Annotated in this window: 15 protein-coding genes, 2 tRNA genes, 1 rRNA gene and 1 pseudogene; 14 read left to right on the forward strand and 5 right to left on the reverse strand. The window is 51.7% G+C overall.

Features of this window, described 5'->3' with window-relative positions; genetic code table 11:
- Positions 1–205 precede the first annotated feature (205 nt).
- Positions 206–321 (forward strand): 5S ribosomal RNA (gene rrf, locus F4V61_RS20675).
- 54 nt (positions 322–375) lie between these two features.
- Positions 376–452, forward strand: a tRNA-Asp gene (locus F4V61_RS20680).
- Between the two features lie 85 nt (positions 453–537).
- Here the strand turns inward: F4V61_RS20680 and yafC are convergent.
- Positions 538–1,452, reverse strand: a complete 915-nt coding sequence (gene yafC / locus F4V61_RS20685; protein ID WP_079781219.1) for a DNA-binding transcriptional regulator YafC — start codon at positions 1,450–1,452, stop codon at positions 538–540.
- 240 nt (positions 1,453–1,692) lie between these two features.
- On the opposite strand from yafC, the gene F4V61_RS20690 reads away from it, so the two are divergent.
- Entirely contained in the window at positions 1,693–2,493 is an 801-nt protein-coding gene (locus F4V61_RS20690; protein ID WP_001230967.1) for an endonuclease/exonuclease/phosphatase family protein, read from the forward strand.
- A 77-nt stretch (positions 2,494–2,570) separates the two neighbouring features.
- Positions 2,571–3,154 (forward strand): annotated as a pseudogene (locus F4V61_RS20695) (class I SAM-dependent methyltransferase).
- A 118-nt stretch (positions 3,155–3,272) separates the two neighbouring features.
- Here the strand turns inward: F4V61_RS20695 and mltD are convergent.
- Both mltD and gloB read right to left on the reverse strand, forming a co-directional pair.
- Positions 3,273–4,640: a murein transglycosylase D gene (mltD, locus tag F4V61_RS20700; RefSeq protein WP_012210504.1), complete on the reverse strand. Its 1,368-nt coding sequence runs from the start codon at positions 4,638–4,640 to the stop codon at positions 3,273–3,275.
- Positions 4,641–4,711: 71 nt separating this feature from the next.
- A complete protein-coding gene (gene gloB / locus F4V61_RS20705; protein WP_079781218.1) occupies positions 4,712–5,467 on the reverse strand; it encodes a hydroxyacylglutathione hydrolase in 756 nt (251 codons plus the stop codon).
- 34 nt (positions 5,468–5,501) lie between these two features.
- Here gloB and F4V61_RS20710 point away from each other — a divergent pair, with 34 nt between their 5' ends.
- Positions 5,502–6,224: a class I SAM-dependent methyltransferase gene (locus F4V61_RS20710; protein ID WP_000801246.1), complete on the forward strand. Its 723-nt coding sequence runs from the start codon at positions 5,502–5,504 to the stop codon at positions 6,222–6,224.
- Here the strand turns inward: F4V61_RS20710 and rnhA are convergent.
- A complete protein-coding gene (rnhA, locus tag F4V61_RS20715) occupies positions 6,221–6,688 on the reverse strand; it encodes a ribonuclease HI (protein ID WP_000917872.1) in 468 nt (155 codons plus the stop codon). The genes F4V61_RS20710 and rnhA overlap by 4 nt on opposite strands.
- Positions 6,689–6,751: 63 nt before the next feature.
- On the opposite strand from rnhA, the gene dnaQ reads away from it, so the two are divergent.
- Entirely contained in the window at positions 6,752–7,483 is a 732-nt protein-coding gene (gene dnaQ / locus F4V61_RS20720; protein WP_077905537.1) for a DNA polymerase III subunit epsilon, read from the forward strand.
- A 135-nt stretch (positions 7,484–7,618) separates the two neighbouring features.
- Positions 7,619–7,695: transfer RNA gene (locus F4V61_RS20725), tRNA-Asp, on the forward strand.
- A gap of 139 nt (positions 7,696–7,834) precedes the next feature.
- Here F4V61_RS20725 and F4V61_RS20730 read toward each other — a convergent pair.
- Positions 7,835–8,686 (reverse strand): DUF4942 domain-containing protein, encoded by an 852-nt coding sequence (locus F4V61_RS20730; protein WP_001293124.1) that lies wholly within the window; start codon positions 8,684–8,686, stop codon positions 7,835–7,837.
- 75 nt (positions 8,687–8,761) lie between these two features.
- Here F4V61_RS20730 and F4V61_RS20735 point away from each other — a divergent pair, with 75 nt between their 5' ends.
- From F4V61_RS20735 to hcp, 7 genes are all read left to right on the forward strand, one after another.
- Positions 8,762–9,124, forward strand: a complete 363-nt coding sequence (locus F4V61_RS20735; protein ID WP_000584998.1) for a DUF2913 family protein — start codon at positions 8,762–8,764, stop codon at positions 9,122–9,124.
- A 637-nt stretch (positions 9,125–9,761) separates the two neighbouring features.
- Entirely contained in the window at positions 9,762–10,259 is a 498-nt protein-coding gene (gene tssB, locus F4V61_RS20740; protein WP_024131997.1) for a type VI secretion system contractile sheath small subunit, read from the forward strand.
- A gap of 34 nt (positions 10,260–10,293) precedes the next feature.
- Positions 10,294–11,841: a type VI secretion system contractile sheath large subunit gene (gene tssC / locus F4V61_RS20745; protein ID WP_012210503.1), complete on the forward strand. Its 1,548-nt coding sequence runs from the start codon at positions 10,294–10,296 to the stop codon at positions 11,839–11,841.
- An 18-nt stretch (positions 11,842–11,859) separates the two neighbouring features.
- On the forward strand, positions 11,860–13,197 hold the full coding sequence (gene tssK / locus F4V61_RS20750) for a type VI secretion system baseplate subunit TssK (RefSeq protein WP_079828727.1): 1,338 nt from the start codon (positions 11,860–11,862) through the stop codon (positions 13,195–13,197).
- Positions 13,194–13,844: a type VI secretion system protein TssL, short form gene (tssL, locus tag F4V61_RS20755; RefSeq protein WP_001097692.1), complete on the forward strand. Its 651-nt coding sequence runs from the start codon at positions 13,194–13,196 to the stop codon at positions 13,842–13,844. The genes tssK and tssL overlap by 4 nt, the downstream gene beginning before the upstream one ends.
- Before the next feature lie 3 nt (positions 13,845–13,847).
- Positions 13,848–15,572, forward strand: a complete 1,725-nt coding sequence (locus F4V61_RS20760; protein WP_179128245.1) for an OmpA family protein — start codon at positions 13,848–13,850, stop codon at positions 15,570–15,572.
- Positions 15,573–15,576: 4 nt separating this feature from the next.
- Positions 15,577–16,068 carry a type VI secretion system effector Hcp gene (gene hcp / locus F4V61_RS20765; protein ID WP_038396876.1) on the forward strand — a complete coding sequence of 164 codons (492 nt, stop codon included), beginning with the start codon at positions 15,577–15,579 and terminating at the stop codon, positions 16,066–16,068.
- Positions 16,069–16,194: the final 126 nt, after the last annotated feature.

The following is a 16,194-nucleotide window of genomic DNA, read 5'->3' on the forward strand; positions in this document are numbered from 1 at the left end:
GTGAGGCTTAACCTTACAACGCCGAAGATGTTTTGGCGGTTTGAGAGAATTTTCAGCCTGGATTCAGAGTCCGAAGGATTTTGCGCTGAGACAAGGCGGCAAACGCAGCGACGGAAGGAGCATACTGGAGTATGTGACTGAGGTTCGCAAGAGCAGCCAACGTCGTATCAGCACAAAAGACACAGGACAGAGTACAAAGAATTTGCCTGGCGGCCGTAGCGCGGTGGTCCCACCTGACCCCATGCCGAACTCAGAAGTGAAACGCCGTAGCGCCGATGGTAGTGTGGGGTCTCCCCATGCGAGAGTAGGGAACTGCTAGGCATCAAATTAAGCAGTAGACCGGGATAAATTCCGGTAGTTGTAAAAGAATTCGGTGGAGCGGTAGTTCAGTTGGTTAGAATACCTGCCTGTCACGCAGGGGGTCGCGGGTTCGAGTCCCGTCCGTTCCGCCACTTATTAAGAGCCCTGAGTCTATGTTCAGGGCTTTTTTGGTTATTGTTTCATTGTTGCTCCTCTGGTAGCAATCTGCTGAATTTTTTAGCTCCCTTTGGTTGTATTTTTTGACGCTGTTTTTACGTGTTCGCTGAGGAAATCAACAAAGGCCCGAATCCGGGGGCTGACAGCACGATCGCTGTAGTAAACGGCACTGAAGGGCATTTCTACCGGTAACCGTTTATCTGTCATCAACTCTACCAATGTGCCTTGTGCAATCTCTTTATCGATCATATAGTCTGACAGGCAGGCGATACCATTTCCGCTAAGGCAAAGCTGCTTCAATGTCTCCCCGCTGTTAGAGGAGATCCCGCTATGAATTTCATACAACTGCCCGTCGCAGCAGGCAACTGGCCAGGTATTGAGTAAAAGTGGTTCTGTAAACCCCTGGCATACATGCTGTTTCAATTCTTCGACGCTTTTGGGGGCGCCGTAAAGATCGATGTAATCAGGAGACGCAATAATTTTTCGGTAGCTGGTAAATAAAGGACGAGCACGTAAACTGGAATCGGTCAGTGTACCAGCACGTATCGCGACATCGACTTTTCGCTCTATAAGATTAATAAATGTTTCTGAGGATACCAGTGATAGCTTGACCTCCGGATAGCGTTCACGAAAAGGTTTTATCAATGGCATTAGAAAATGTAAGATAACTGGCGTGGCGGCATCAATGCGCAGCAAGCCACGAGGCGTATTGCGGGTTTCCAGTATTTCCGTTTCAGCGGCGGCCATGTCCTGCAATATTATCTGTACGCGGCGAAAATAGCGTTCCCCTTCTTCTGTAAGACTAAGCTGCCGTGTCGTACGGTTAATCAGATTGACTCCCAGCTTCATTTCCAGTTTTTTTACTGAACGACTAATCGCGGAATTGGCCTGTCCCAACCGTTCTGCGGCGCGGCTAAAACTCCCACCTTCAATTACGGCTACGAAAATAGCCAGTTCTTCTGATGTCGCCTTCAAATTTGTCCCCGCAGCTTGGCTTTATGTTGAATTTTGTTATTAAAACATCCGTTGGCGCAACATGTCATCCGCTTGCTGTCAAGCATAGCGTTGATGGTTTTGGCTGATGAATGATGATGTAAGTGCTTGCAAACTTAACACTGGGCAATTGTACATTGAAAGTCTGCGCTAAAATCCCTATAACAGAATAACCATTCCGTTTCCGGACTGGTTGACGTTATAGAGGTTTGAAAGTCAAAAGTGCGAAAAAATACCTATGCGATGCGCTATGTTGCCGGACAACCCGCCGAACGGATTTTACCGCCAGGGTCGTTTGCGAGCATTGGCCAGGCATTGCCCGCAGGGGAACCGATAAGCAGTGAAGATCGGATCCGTATTCTTGTGTGGAATATATTCAAGCAGCAGCGGGCCGAATGGTTATCGGTGTTGAAAAACTACGGCAAAGATGCGCATCTGGTCCTGTTGCAGGAAGCGCAGGCGACGCCTGAACTGGTACAGTTTGCCACCGCTAACTATCTTGCCGCCGACCAGGTGCCCGCTTTTGTATTACCTCAGCATCCGTCTGGCGTCATGACGCTTTCTGCCGCCCATCCTGTTTATTGCTGCCCTTTACGGGAAAGAGAACCGATTTTACGTTTGGCGAAATCCGCTCTGGTGACGGTATATCCCTTGCCGGATACCCGCTTATTAATGGTAGTCAATATTCATGCGGTAAATTTTAGTCTGGGCGTTGACGTGTATAGTAAGCAGTTGCTTCCGATCGGCGACCAGATTGCGCACCATAGCGGCCCTGTCATTATGGCGGGTGATTTTAATGCCTGGAGCCGCCCGCGCATGAATGCGTTGTACCGCTTTGCGCGTGAGATGTCGCTGCGCCAGGTGCGTTTTACTGACGATCAGCGTCGTCGTGCGTTTGGACGACCGCTGGATTTTGTTTTTTATCGTGGTTTAAACGTGAGTGAAGCCTCCGTACTGGTGACGCGCGCTTCTGATCACAATCCGCTACTCGTTGAATTCAGTCCCGGCAAACCTGAGCAATAAAGGTGAGTCAGGTCTGCCGTGGGGCAGGCCTCAACGGGGGCTGCCCTCTATTTTTCCCATAACAGAAGGGCAATATCATGACAACGTACTCCCATCATGACAATATTGAAAAGCAGTTTGGCTCGCAGGCGAACGCACTGGATATGGGCTGTGGGTCTGCGTAACAAGTGGCATACAATTCGTCTGCAAGCATGCTTGAGGTCGCCGCCGGGGCGGCGGAAGAAAGGCATTTAAGTAATATTATTTTCCGGCATGGCTATGCAGAAAAACTGCCTTTTGAAGATGCGTCGTTTGAGGTGGTGATTAACCGCTATTCCGCGCATCACTGGTACGACGTTGGTCAGGCATTGCGTGAGGTTAATCGTGTATTAAAACCCGGCGGCGCGTTGATTATGATGGATATTATGTTGCCAGGACATCCTGTACGCGATATTTGGCTGCAAACGGTGGAGGCGTTACGTGATACATCGCATGTCCGTAACTATTCCAGTGGTGAATGGCTGGCGATGGCCAATAAAGCGCTGCTGGTGACGAATACCATTTATTGCTGGAGTTTCACTCATGGATAACGCGGATGCGTACGCCAGCGGCGCTGGTTGAGGCGATTCGATTATATCAGGCGAGCGCATCGGCAGAGGTGACGCGCTATTTTGAGTTGTAGGATGACGGCTCGTTTAGCAGCGATACTATCATGCTGGAAGCGAAGCGCATAAGGCGGTATAAAAATTAAAAAAGGCACCGGGGGAAGCGGCGCCTTTTGGCTTTTCCGTAGGATAATATCAGGAGTCAGGCGTGCTATTGTCTTTCACGAACAACGTAAGCTGATCGCCTGGTTGTAGATTATCCGTATCATGGTTCCAGCGCATCACATCTTTGATATTTACCCCGTGGCGTCTGGCGATGCTGGAAAGCGAATCGCCTTTACGTACACGATAGGTAATGCTATCGCTATTGTTTGCCAGTCGCTGCGCGCTGCTGCCAGCGCCAACGGTCAGACTCTGCCCGATTTTCAGGCGGGAACCATGCAGATTATTCCACTGCTGCAAATCTTTCGTGCTTACGCCAAGACGCGAAGCAATACCAGAAAGCGTATCACCAGAACGCACCTTGTAGCTGCGGCTATTCAACGGCGTATTGTCGGCGATCAGACGGGACTGAACGGCGTCAATCTCACCGGAAGCCAGCGACTCACGCAATTGCTCGGCATGCTTTTTGGGCACCATGACATATCGCGGACCGCTTACGCCTAAGGTAGACCCTTTTACACCAGCATTAAATGTCTTCAGCTTGCTGATAGACATGCCCGCCATATCCGCAATCTGAGCCATTTCAACTGGACTGTTTAAACGGACCCGCGCCAGCGCCCGGCTTTCATCTGTTGTTGGCAGACGTACACCATAGCGTTTGCTATTTTTGAGAATTTCACTCAACGCCAGCATCTTAGGTACGTAGACTTTTGTTTCCCTTGGCAAAGAAAGCGACCAGAAATCCGTCGGTTTTCCACGCGCTTTGTTTGCTTTAATTGCCCTCATAACACGGCCTTCGCCGCTGTTATACGCTGCAACGGTTAACAGCCAGTCACCGTTAAACATTTTGTTCAGACGCTGCATCATGTCCAACGCGGCGGTCGTAGAGGCTACAACATCGCGACGCGCGTCATAATTACGGGTCTGCTTTAAACCATAATTGCGCCCTGTGCTCGGTATGATCTGCCAGATGCCTGCGGCATTGGCGCCAGACGTTGCGTGAGGATCAAAAGCGCTCTCCACTATGGGTAGTAGTACTAGTTCCATAGGCATGTTACGTTTCTTAACCTGCCCCGCTATCCAGTACATATACGGCTCTGCCCGTAAAGTTACATCGTGGAGATAGCTCTTATTGCGTAAATACTTCTGTTTCTGTTCGCGAATCCGACTATTTTCCGGAATTCCCAACTTTAGCTCGTCGCCAATGAAAGCCCACAAGTCCTGATCTGGCGCGATAGACGTTCCGTCGTCCATCCATCGTGCCTGACTCGTAAACTTTCCTGCTTCCCCTTGACCAGCTGCAGAAAGGCTCTGTGCGTGCTGTTGGACGTTGCCAGTGTTCTGAGACGTCTGGCACCCCACAAGCAGGACAGAGGCGAGTAATATCGCTTTTGCCTTCATGTGTGTGTCAATAGTTGCTTAAAAGACGACCGATCATAACGGCGAAGTTAACGAATGACAAGTAAGAATTATCAGAACGTATCTTTCTTTGACCTTAACCATGCAAAACGCGCTTCTGGTTGTTGCAATATTGTTTCTTTGTTAATTTCATTAATTAAATCAATATCTTCAGTTCTTAAAAAAAGATTAATCTTACGCTCATTTTTAAGGATAACGGGTAATGTCATTTGTTTTTTTACACGTAACTCATTAACTTTACGATAATATTCATTTATGAACGAATCGTGCGGAAGTATGCTTAATGCGAACTTAAGGTTAGCTAAAGTATATTCATGAGCGCTGCAAATTAATGTGTCGCCAGGTAGGGTGTTTATTTTCATAAGTGATTGATACATCTGTAATGCTGTGCCTTCAAATAGCCGGCCGCAGCCGCCAGAGAACAGTGTGTCGCCGCAGAATAAATAAGGATGACTAAAGTAACAGATGTGTCCTAACGTGTGACCCGGAGTGGCAAATATACTAAAATTGTATCCTAAAACGAGGACTGTATCGCCATCGCCAACAAGGTGGGTAGCTCCCTTGTCTTGCGTTTCCGTCGGTCCATAAACCGTCATTTGCGGGAAATGTTGCAACAGCTCCTTTACTCCGCCAACATGGTCATGATGGTGATGCGTCAGGAAAATCGCCTCCGGAATCCACTTATGATCATCGATAGCTTTTAGGACTGGCGCAGCTTCGCCGGGATCAACAATCACACAGCGGCCTTCATCATTGTTCAGTACCCAGATGTAATTGTCCTGAAATGCGGGAATACTGTTAAGATTCATATATTACCTCTCAAATAATTAGCGGAAGGTTGTGATGAAACCGGCAAGGCTCTCTCAAACAGTCGTTGCGCCCGGAGGTTGGGGCGATTTGCCCTGGGGCAATTACTATCGTGAGGCGCTGGAACAGCGGCTGAATCCGTGGCTTGCAAAAATGTATGGTTTCCATTTGCTTAAAATCGGTAATTTAAGCGCAGAAATCAATTCCGAAGCGTGCGCGGTCTCTCATCAGGTAAATGTTTCATCGCAGGGTTCGCCGATGCAGGTTCTGGCCGATCCGTTACACCTTCCTTTTGCGGATAAATCCGTCGATGTTTGCCTGCTGGCGCATACTTTACCGTGGTGTACCGATCCGCACCGTTTATTGCGGGAAGCCGACCGTGTGTTAATTGACGACGGTTGGCTGGTCATGAGCGGGTTTAACCCTGTCAGTTTGATGGGATTACGCAAACTGGTGCCCGTTTTACGTAAAACGCCGCCTTATAATAGTCGGATGTTTACACTTATGCGGCAACTCGACTGGCTGTCTTTACTCAATTTCGAAGTGTTGCACTATAGCCGTTTTCATGTCTTGCCTTGGAAAAAACAGGGAGGGCGGCTTTTAAATACGCATATCCCGGCGCTGGGCTGTTTACAGCTTATTGTAGCCCGTAAGCGGACCATCCCGCTTACGCTTAATCCGCTGCGGCTTAATAAAAGTAAAGCGCCAATTCGCCAGACCGTTGGCGCCACCCGGCAATATCGTAAACCGTATGGCTAAGCCTCTGCCTGGTAGCCGCTGTCTTCCTGCGTGGGATTCATTGCCGCGGCGCGCGCCAGTTCATCACAACGCTCGTTTTCGGGATGGCCTGCATGACCTTTGACCCATACCCATTTGATTTGATGCTGGCCTAACGCAGCATCGAGACGTTTCCAGAGATCGACATTTTTTACGGGTTTCTTTTCCGCTGTTTTCCAGCCGCGTTTCTTCCAGTTATGAATCCATTGGGTAATTCCCTGCCGCACATACTGACTGTCGGTGCTCAATGTAACTTCGCAATGTTCTTTTAACGCTTCAAGCGCGACGATCGCCGCCATCAGTTCCATACGGTTATTGGTGGTCAGAGTGTAACCTTCACTAAACGTTTTTTCATGACCGCGATAGCGTAAGATAGCGCCATAACCACCAGGCCCTGGATTCCCCAGGCAAGAGCCATCGGTGAAAATTTCTACCTGTTTAAGCATCTCTGGTAGACTTCCTGTAATTGAAATCGATAACAAAATGCAAGTCTGACATAAATGACCGATATGAGCACTGCAATTACACGACAGATTGTCCTCGATACCGAAACCACCGGTATGAACCAGATAGGCGCGCACTATGAAGGCCACAAGATTATTGAGATCGGTGCGGTTGAGGTGATAAACCGTCGTCTGACCGGCAACAATTTTCATGTTTACCTTAAACCCGATCGCCTTGTCGATCCGGAAGCTTTTGGGGTACACGGCATTGCCGATGAGTTTTTGCTGGATAAACCAGTTTTTGCTGATGTCGTTGATGAGTTCCTTGATTATATCCGCGGTGCGGAGCTGGTCATCCATAACGCATCGTTCGATATCGGTTTTATGGATTATGAGTTTGGTCTGCTTAAACGCGATATTCCTAAAACCAATACGTTCTGCAAAGTTACCGATAGCCTGGCTGTGGCGCGGAAAATGTTCCCCGGCAAGCGTAACAGTCTTGATGCGTTATGCTCGCGTTATGAGATAGATAATAGTAAACGTACTTTGCACGGCGCATTGCTCGATGCCCAGATCCTTGCCGAAGTGTATCTGGCGATGACGGGCGGACAAACGTCCATGACGTTTGCGATAGAAGGAGAGACACAACGGCAGCAAGGTGAAGCGACGATTCAGCGAATCGTTCGCCAGGCTAGCCGGTTACGGGTCGTTTTTGCCACTGATGAAGAGCTGGCTGCGCATGAATCACGGCTTGATCTGGTGCAAAAAAAGGGCGGAAGTTGCCTTTGGCGGGCATAATTCATCCCTTTTTACGCTACAAAAATTATCCTTCGGGCGATTTTTGCAGCAACTGATTCAAAAGGTGAGAAAAAGCGTTGACGGGCGGCACAGCAAACCGTAATATTCGCCTCGTTCCCGACGGGAACACAATACGGAGCGGTAGTTCAGTTGGTTAGAATACCTGCCTGTCACGCAGGGGGTCGCGGGTTCGAGTCCCGTCCGTTCCGCCACTATTTGAGGCCATGCTATTGATTAGCATGGCCTTTTTTCTTTGTTATTTTTTCGGTATGCCATCCAGTATGCCATCAGCTTTCGGCTTGTATGAGGCACGATCGTTTCTCCCTGGACGATATTTCGTTTTTCTCTGAGCTATAACGCAGCCAGCATCCCCGGATAGTGCTTCGCGATGATGTCGTTCATCTTGTCTACCAGGTCAGGACGTTTGAACGTGATATGTGCGGTTCCCTTCTGAAAATACTTAATCGCAAACATCTCATCTTCATATCGGTTGCTGTGCCTGTTCTCATGAATATGATCGCTGAGGCGTCGGGTGACATCGGCGCGGTTGTCGGGGACAGGTTTTCCATCCAGGAGCATCAGCATGCGCTCAAGGTCAGCCAGGCGGTCACGCTGCCAGCCCCAGTTCCAGTTCAGACCAAATCCCCATCTGTCGTATTTGACCAGCCCGCTTACGATGATCTTCTTTCCAAACTTACACGGGCTATTACTTTTGTAATCCCAGCTCAGACCCTTAAACACGTTAATCACACCACGTTCAAATACTTCACCTTTATTCAGATGCAATAGCTTGAATGTGCTAAGGATATTTTCTTCACTGATAGCGGGAATATCGTCTTTCTCCAGACTGTTGTACCACTGGTCACGAGTCTGGGCATCCATGATAGAAAGCATCCCTGAACGCTTCATTAAGTCACGCCATATATCGCGATCGCGATTGCGGGTAATGGCTTTCATTGCCGCTTCTCTTTTTTCCATCAACCAGCAGCCACAGCGGAAGTCCTGCTTCATGGCCCAGTCCAGAGCAGTTTTACCGCCGATACTGCTGGTCAGCGTCGATATATCGGCAACGTGTTGTATCAGTGTCTCAATTTGTTTAAGTGCGCTATTACGTCCGGTGATGATGCGTTCAATACTGGTGGAGCAAATCACGTCGGTGTGATCGGTTAAAACTTCGGGTTTGGTGATGGTGAGTTCTGACATAGTTTATATCCTTTATATAAAGTAAAATGCCAGCCGGTGAGGGCTGGCGCTTATGCGTAGGGTGAATATCGAACTGTGATTATTCTGACCGGATGTGTTGCAGAGACCGCGCAGCAGAATGGGCAGGCGCTGTCGCCACTCAGCACGCATGCATTTTTACTGCGCTGGTTAACGGTGGCGTATAAGCGTAAACGGTTTCCGCGTACTATTGCTTACGATATTGAAGGGTTACTGACGCTGGGGCGCAACAAAGGCCTTGCTGCCAGTTTGCTTAATCGTCTTGAATATCTTTGGAACTCCTGCACAGGCCCTGTTTCCGTTCAATCGGATCTGTATCAACTGACTTACGCTATTGAACAGCTTAAACCACAGGGCTGGGGCAAGGCGGTGGTGAGTGACGGGGACTGGAACAATGAAGCGCTTCTGGTCCAGGAATAAAGCGATACGAATGCACTGTTGGTAAAAAAGTCAGCGTTGACTCATGGATTTTCTGATGAGGGCAAGCTGATTGCACCGATTGAATTTCTTGTGACTGATGATTTGTCATCCTGTATGGCGGTTTTCCAGACCCATGCACTCCCTGCTGTCGTGCTGAAGCCTGACAGGATTGCCATACAGCCCTGACAGTTAATCAAACGTTCTCTGCCGGGACATAAAACCGCTTATGTTCCTGATGTTTTCCTTATGGCTATTGCTGTGTTTCCCACTTGAAGCAAGGCTATGACTTTCTGCCCCTTTTATCTCTTTCTGATTTAAAACTATATCTTTGAAAAAGACATGGGTATTTTCATCTTCTTGATATTGATTTAGATCAACCCAAGATCATTTTATTAACAACCACCTGTTCATTTTAACTACTGCGACATAAATGTTTGTTTAGTGGGTTAGTGGGAGTTTGTTTTACTGACGTATCAGCACTATCCACCATTAACATTTAGAGGAAAGTTCTTAAGAATTTCCTTATTTCGGATTAAAGATCTGTATATTTGATATTAAGTCGATCATTGTTCTATTATTGCGTGTAAAGAAATGTAGTGTGAAAACGATACACAGCGATAAACCGAGGGATGATGAGATGGCCGACAGTTTCCAGAATGAAGTGCCAAAGGCACGTATTAATCTAAAACTTGACCTGCATACCGGGGGAGCCAGCAAGAAAACGGAACTCCCTTTGAAATTACTGGTGGCGGGCGACTTCAGTAACGGTCAGGAGTCTGCACCACTGTCTGAGCGAAAAAAAGTTAATTTGAATAAAAATAACTTCGACTCAGTGCTTTCCGAATATTCCCCAAACGTCAATCTTACCGTTAAAAACACGCTGGCTGATGACGGTAGCGAAGACAATATCAGTCTGACCTTCCGGAGCATGAAGGACTTCTCGCCGGAACAGGTTTCCCGGCAAATCCCTCAGTTGAAGGCCATGCTTTCCATGCGCAATTTACTCCGTGACCTCAAGGCCAACCTTTTAGATAACCAGGCGTTCCGAAAGGAACTGGAAAAAATTCTGCTCGACCCGGCGTTAAGTGCAGAACTCCGCACAGAGCTGTCTGCTCTGGCCCCGAAACAGCCATAACGGTCACGATGATTTAACGGATTAATTAAGGAAGATGCTGATGTCTGTAAAAAATGAGAATGCGGCCGGTGGCGAGAGTGTGGTGCTGGAACGTCCTGCTGCAGGTGGCGTTTATGCGTCCCTGTTTGAAAAAATCAACCTGAACCCGGTCTCTGAGCTGAGTGCGCTGGATATCTGGCAGGACGCGCAGGCGATGTCGGATGCGACTGCGGATGAACGTTTAACGGCCGGCATGCAGGTGTTCCTGGAGTGCCTGACGAAAGCGGGCTCAAAGGTTGAAAAACTCGACAAAAACCTGATTGACCACCATATTGCTGAGCTGGACTACCAGATTAGCCGTCAGCTGGATGCGGTCATGCACAGCGAAGAATTCCAGGCGGTAGAGAGTCTGTGGCGCGGCGTTAAATCGCTGGTCGACAAAACCGATTTTCGCCAGAACGTGAAGGTTGAACTGCTGGATATGTCCAAAGAAGACCTGCGTCAGGACTTCGAAGACAGCCCGGAAATCATCCAGAGTGGACTGTATAAACATACCTATATTGATGAATATGACACCCCGGGCGGTGAGCCGATTGCCGCGCTGATTTCTGCTTACGAGTTTGATGCCTCTGCGCAGGATGTTGCCCTGCTGCGTAATATATCAAAAGTGGCCGCTGCTGCCCATATGCCGTTTATCGGTTCTGCGGGTCCGGCGTTCTTTTTGAAAAATTCGATGGAAGAAGTCGCCGCCATTAAAGATATCGGTAACTACTTTGACCGCGCTGAATATATCAAGTGGAAATCCTTCCGCGAGACGGACGATGCCCGCTATATCGGTCTGGTGATGCCGCGTGTGCTGGGCCGCCTGCCGTATGGCCCGGACACCGTGCCCGTACGCAGCTTCAACTACGTCGAAGAAGTGAAGGGCCCGGATCACGACAAATACCTGTGGACTAACGCCTCGTTTGCCTTTGCATCCAACATGGTACGCAGTTTCATCAACAACGGCTGGTGTGTGCAGATCCGTGGCCCGCAGGCCGGTGGTGCCGTTCAGGATTTGCCTATCCATCTGTACGATCTGGGCACCGGCAATCAGGTCAAGATCCCGTCAGAAGTGATGATCCCGGAAACCCGTGAATTTGAATTTGCGAATCTCGGCTTCATTCCGCTGTCCTACTACAAGAACCGCGATTTTGCCGCATTCTTCAGTGCAAACTCCACGCAGAAGCCAGCTATCTACGATACCGCTGATGCCACAGCAAACAGCCGCATCAATGCCCGTTTGCCGTACATTTTCCTGCTGTCGCGTATTGCGCACTACCTGAAGCTGATTCAGCGTGAAAACATTGGTACCACCAAGGACCGTCGTTTGCTGGAGCTGGAACTCAATACCTGGGTGAAAAGTCTGGTCACCGAAATGACCGATCCGGGCGATGAACTGCAGGCGTCACACCCGCTGCGCGATGCCAAAGTGGTGGTGGAAGACATCGAAGACAACCCGGGCTTCTTCCGCGTGAAGCTGTATGCCGTGCCGCACTTCCAGGTGGAAGGGATGGACGTCAACCTGTCACTGGTTTCCCAGATGCCGAAAGCCAAATCCTAAGGCGAGGGGAAACCAGGGATGAAAATTTACCGCCCACTTTGGGAGGACGGGGCCGCTCTGGCCCCGCAACAGTTCCAACAGCAGACCCGCTGGAATGAGCACGTTGCCAGCATGGTCGCCCGGATGGGGGTTTCTTATCCCTGGGGTGTGGTGGCCGCAGAGTTTGATGATGCCGCGCTTGCGCTGTCTCGCCTGAATGCCACCCGTCTGGTGGTACGTTTCCAGGATGGCACGATTGTTGATACAGATCTGGCAGATAATCTTCCGCCAGTCTGTGATTTATCCACGGCAAGCGGCTCTGAGTCTGTTGACGTGGTTGTCGCACTGCCGCTGCTGAGCGCCAGCGGCGGCAATCTTGATAGCGGGCAGGACAGTGAACGCCCGCGTCGCTGGAAAGCGGAACGTGTGATGGTCCAGGAGCTGGCCGGGCATGAAAGCGGTGAACTGGCCATTCTGCGTAATGCCATCACACTGCGTTTGTCCACTCAGGAAAATACCGCATACCTGACCTGTCCGGTCACCCGTCTGGTGCGTAATGCGCAGGGGCAGTGGAGCCGGGACCCGGCTTTCATTCCGCCGATGCTTTCCGTTTCTGCGAGCCCGTTGCTGACCACTGAACTGGGTGATCTGCTGGTTCGTCTGCAGGCCCGTCGCCGTCGCCTGATGGCCATGCGCCGGGAAAGCAATGAGCGGATGGCCGACTTTGCGGTCGCGGATGTCTCCCTGTTCTGGCTGCTCAATGCCCTGAACAGCGCCGAGCCGGTGCTGACGGAACTGCTTCAGACGCCTGAGCGTCACCCGGAACTGCTGTACCGCGAACTGACCCGTCTGGCCGGCAGCCTGCTGACCTTTTCGCTGGAGCACGATGCCGGTGATATGCCGGTGTATCAGCATGCTGCACCTGAACGGGTCTTCCCGCCTTTACTGGCCTTGCTGGATAAGTTACTGGAAGCCAGCCTGCCATCGAGGGTGGTCAGTATCCAGCTTGAGCATCAGGACCAAATCTGGAAAGGCTCCCTTCATGATGCGCGCCTGCGCGAAGGTGCTGATTTTTATCTCTCGGTGCGTTCCTCCATGCCGAATCACGAGCTCCAGACCCGGTTCCCGCAGCTGTGTAAGGCGGGCAGTTTTGAGGATGTCTCGGATGTGGTGAACGTGGCGCTGAGCGGAATAGAGATCAAACCTCTGACGCATGTTCCCGCCGCGATCCCTTTGCGCTTGGAGAACCAGTACTTCTCGCTGGACCTGAGTTCTGACGTGGCCCGGACCATGCTTGAAATGGGCAGTTGTACCTTCTATACCCCGCGTTCTCTGGGAGAGGTGAAACTTGAACTCTTTGCGGTGCTGCGCACATGAATACATCAGAAATGAGTCAAATTGAGCGTACGTTCTACCCCGGCTGGCTGATGGTCAGTCAGCTCCGGGGCGGACAGGAGGTCCGCGACGGGGAAGGGCTCTACCGCCGGGCGTGCCGCCTGGTGCAGGAGGTGAAAGCCACGCTGACGGAGGCGGGCTACAGCGATATCAGCCGGGATCACATGGTCTATGCGCTGTGTGCCCTGCTGGATGAGAGCGTCCTGAATCGCGGGTCGACAGATGACGGTTACCTGACGTGGCGGCGCGATCCGCTGCAGGCGCATTTTTTTGGCACCCTGAATGCCGGTGAAGAACTCTGGGAGCGTATTCGCAACCTGCTTAAAGAAACGGCACCGGACATGGCGGTGCTGACCTGTATGTACCGTACCCTGCAGCTGGGCTTTGTCGGGCAGTACCGGGCTGAAGACGATGAACGACGTGAAGATGTGGTACGGGCACTGGGTGAACGTGTGCCTGCCTTTACGCTTTCGCAGGATGCGCCGATTGTCGCAAGGGCTTCCCGTCTGCGCAGCGGTCGTCTGTACTGGGTTTCCTGGATTATCGGGGCGGCCGTACTGGTGGTGCTGTGGTTCTTCCTTTCTTCCTCCCTCACCGAACTGGTGAGTCAGACGGTCAGTCCGGGGTAAAGGATGCGTGATGTTTACCGGAGTCTGTTAACCGCCCTGGCGGGCGTACTGGCACTGTGGCTTATCCTGGGCTTCTGGCCGCTGTCGGTCGGGAGCCGTGTGGCACTCAGCCTGCTGGTCATTCTGGTGTGCGGGGCGATGCTCTGGCGTCAGCGCCGGGCTTCTCAGGCACGAGCAACCGCTGTCCGGGAAATTGTGGATGAAAATCTGCCGCCGGAAGATTTTCAGGGTGCGGTGATCCTTGTTTGTGGCGACAACAGCCCACTGTTTGTGTCCGGCTCCCGTCACCGGGAAACCCGACAGGGCTGGTATCTGTGGGTGAAGGATGCGGAGCAGTTGCCACTCCTGGCACAACACCTGAGCCTGGTGCGTCCGGCGCTGGCGTCACAAATCTCCGTCATGCTGGCGGTGGTACCTGAACAGCACACCTCCGGCGATGATTTTACCCAGTCTCTGCGGAGCTGGCAGCGTGCTGTCGTCCAGTGCCGTGCGGCATTTGGCACGATCCCCCCGCTGTGGACTGTGACCTGGGTATCGCCGTCGGCGGCCTGTGTGGAGGCTGAGCCTGTCTGGTTTACCACGGTCAGTCAGCGGACCGGCATTCAGGTATATCAGCCCTGTCAGGGTAATGTGTCACTGACGGAATGGACCCGGGAGACCGGATCAGACGGATGCCTTTCCCGTCTGAGTCAGGGGCTGTGGCTGGACGGTCTGCTTGCCTGGCAGAACAGCGCAGTCAATGACCTGCTGTCGGTACGACAGGGCGAGCTGCCGGTAATGAAGCCCTGCGTTCAGGGTATGTGCATGGTGCCGGTGAGCGGTATCGCGGGCAATCTCTGGCAACAGCACATCACCGCTGTGACGGCGCTGCCACCGGATGCCGCCGTAACCACCGGGCCACTGCCGCTGCCTGAACTGCTGCTGCCGGCGTTACCGCGCCGACGGGGTGTCAGCCGCAGGATGGTGTTCTGGCGTTATGCCGGATTACTGGGCGGGATTTTTCTGGCACTGGCCATGCTGGCGTCTTGGATGAATAACCAGCGTCTCATCCGTAATGTTGGCGATCACCTTGCGTTGTATCACCAGCTGACGGGGAAGCCTGTTGCCCCGAAACTGCGGGCGCAGCAGCGCCTCAGAGCCGATGGTACATTGCTGGACGACTGGGCGCGTCGCGGGGAGCCACTGTGTTATCGCCTGGGGCTGTATCAGGGGCTGCGCCTGGTGCCGCCTGTTGAGGCCGCCGTCAGCGACTGGGCACCTCCGCCACCGCCTCCTCCGGTCATTAAGAAAATCATTCAGTGTCCGAAAACCCTTCGCCTTGACAGCATGTCGCTGTTCGATTCGGGCAAATCGGCGCTAAAAGCCGGGGCCACCAGAATGCTGGTCAACTCACTGGTCGGTATCAAAGCGAAGCCGGGCTGGCTGATTGTGGTGTCAGGTCACACCGACAACACCGGCAATCCAAAACTGAACCAGACGCTTTCACTTAAGCGTGCCGAAGCGGTGCGCAACTGGATGCGTGATACCGGTGATGTACCGGAAAGCTGTTTTGCGGTGCAGGGCTATGGCGAGAGCCGTCCGATCGCAACCAATGACACCCCGGATGGGCGCGCGCTCAACCGCCGTGTCGAAATCAGTCTGGTACCGCAGGCCAATGCCTGTCAGATACCCGGCAAAACCCCAGCGTCATCGCAGGATGATGGCGCATCACAACACAATGGAGAGTAATTCCATGGCAATTCCTGTTTATCTTTGGCTGAAAGACGACGGCGGCGCGGACATTAAAGGGTCTGTTGACGTTCAGGATCGTGAAGGCAGCATCGAAGTTGTCGCTCAGGAGCATAACCTGTACATCCCGACCGATAACAACACCGGCAAGCTGACCGGCACCCGTATCCACACGCCGTTTCTGTTCACCAAGGAAATCGACTCGTCCAGCCCGTACCTGTACAAGGCGGTGACCACCGGTCAGACCCTGAAGTCTGCGGAATTCAAGTGGTACAAGATCAACGACGCGGGCCAGGAAGTCGAGTACTTCAACACCAAACTGGAAAACGTGAAGGTGGTGAAAGTGAATCCGGTGATGCATGACATCAAGGATCCTTCTTTCGAGAAGCATAACCACCTCGAAAAGATCGAGCTGCGTTACGAAAAAATCACCTGGACCTACAAAGACGGCAACATCATTCATTCCGATTCCTGGAACGAACGCGCCACCGCGTAAGTCACGAGCGGGCGGAGTCTCTCTGTCCGCTTTTTTGTTTTGCATAACGCCTGCCTCGCGGACGTTCTGCAAAACAGTCACACATTTTATCAGTACTGACCTTATGGGCATCGGTTAACGGCCAGG

It is taken from the genome of Salmonella enterica subsp. arizonae, assembly GCF_008692845.1.
In the GTDB taxonomy this organism is placed as follows: Bacteria; Pseudomonadota; Gammaproteobacteria; order Enterobacterales; family Enterobacteriaceae; genus Salmonella; species Salmonella arizonae.

Excerpts from the sequence above, each read along its gene's own strand:
- mltD (WP_012210504.1), bottom strand. The coding sequence starts at position 4,640 with ATGAAGGCAAAAGCGATATTACTCGCCTCTGTCCTGCTTGTGGGGTGC.
- gloB (WP_079781218.1), bottom strand. The coding sequence starts at position 5,467 with ATGAATCTTAACAGTATTCCCGCATTTCAGGACAATTACATCTGGGTA.
- F4V61_RS20710 (WP_000801246.1), top strand. The coding sequence starts at position 5,502 with ATGAAACCGGCAAGGCTCTCTCAAACAGTCGTTGCGCCCGGAGGTTGG.
- rnhA (WP_000917872.1), bottom strand. The coding sequence starts at position 6,688 with ATGCTTAAACAGGTAGAAATTTTCACCGATGGCTCTTGCCTGGGGAAT.
- dnaQ (WP_077905537.1), top strand. The coding sequence starts at position 6,752 with ATGAGCACTGCAATTACACGACAGATTGTCCTCGATACCGAAACCACC.
- F4V61_RS20730 (WP_001293124.1), bottom strand. The coding sequence starts at position 8,686 with ATGTCAGAACTCACCATCACCAAACCCGAAGTTTTAACCGATCACACC.
- tssB (WP_024131997.1), top strand. The coding sequence starts at position 9,762 with ATGGCCGACAGTTTCCAGAATGAAGTGCCAAAGGCACGTATTAATCTA.
- tssC (WP_012210503.1), top strand. The coding sequence starts at position 10,294 with ATGCTGATGTCTGTAAAAAATGAGAATGCGGCCGGTGGCGAGAGTGTG.
- tssK (WP_079828727.1), top strand. The coding sequence starts at position 11,860 with ATGAAAATTTACCGCCCACTTTGGGAGGACGGGGCCGCTCTGGCCCCG.
- tssL (WP_001097692.1), top strand. The coding sequence starts at position 13,194 with ATGAATACATCAGAAATGAGTCAAATTGAGCGTACGTTCTACCCCGGC.
- F4V61_RS20760 (WP_179128245.1), top strand. The coding sequence starts at position 13,848 with ATGCGTGATGTTTACCGGAGTCTGTTAACCGCCCTGGCGGGCGTACTG.
- hcp (WP_038396876.1), top strand. The coding sequence starts at position 15,577 with ATGGCAATTCCTGTTTATCTTTGGCTGAAAGACGACGGCGGCGCGGAC.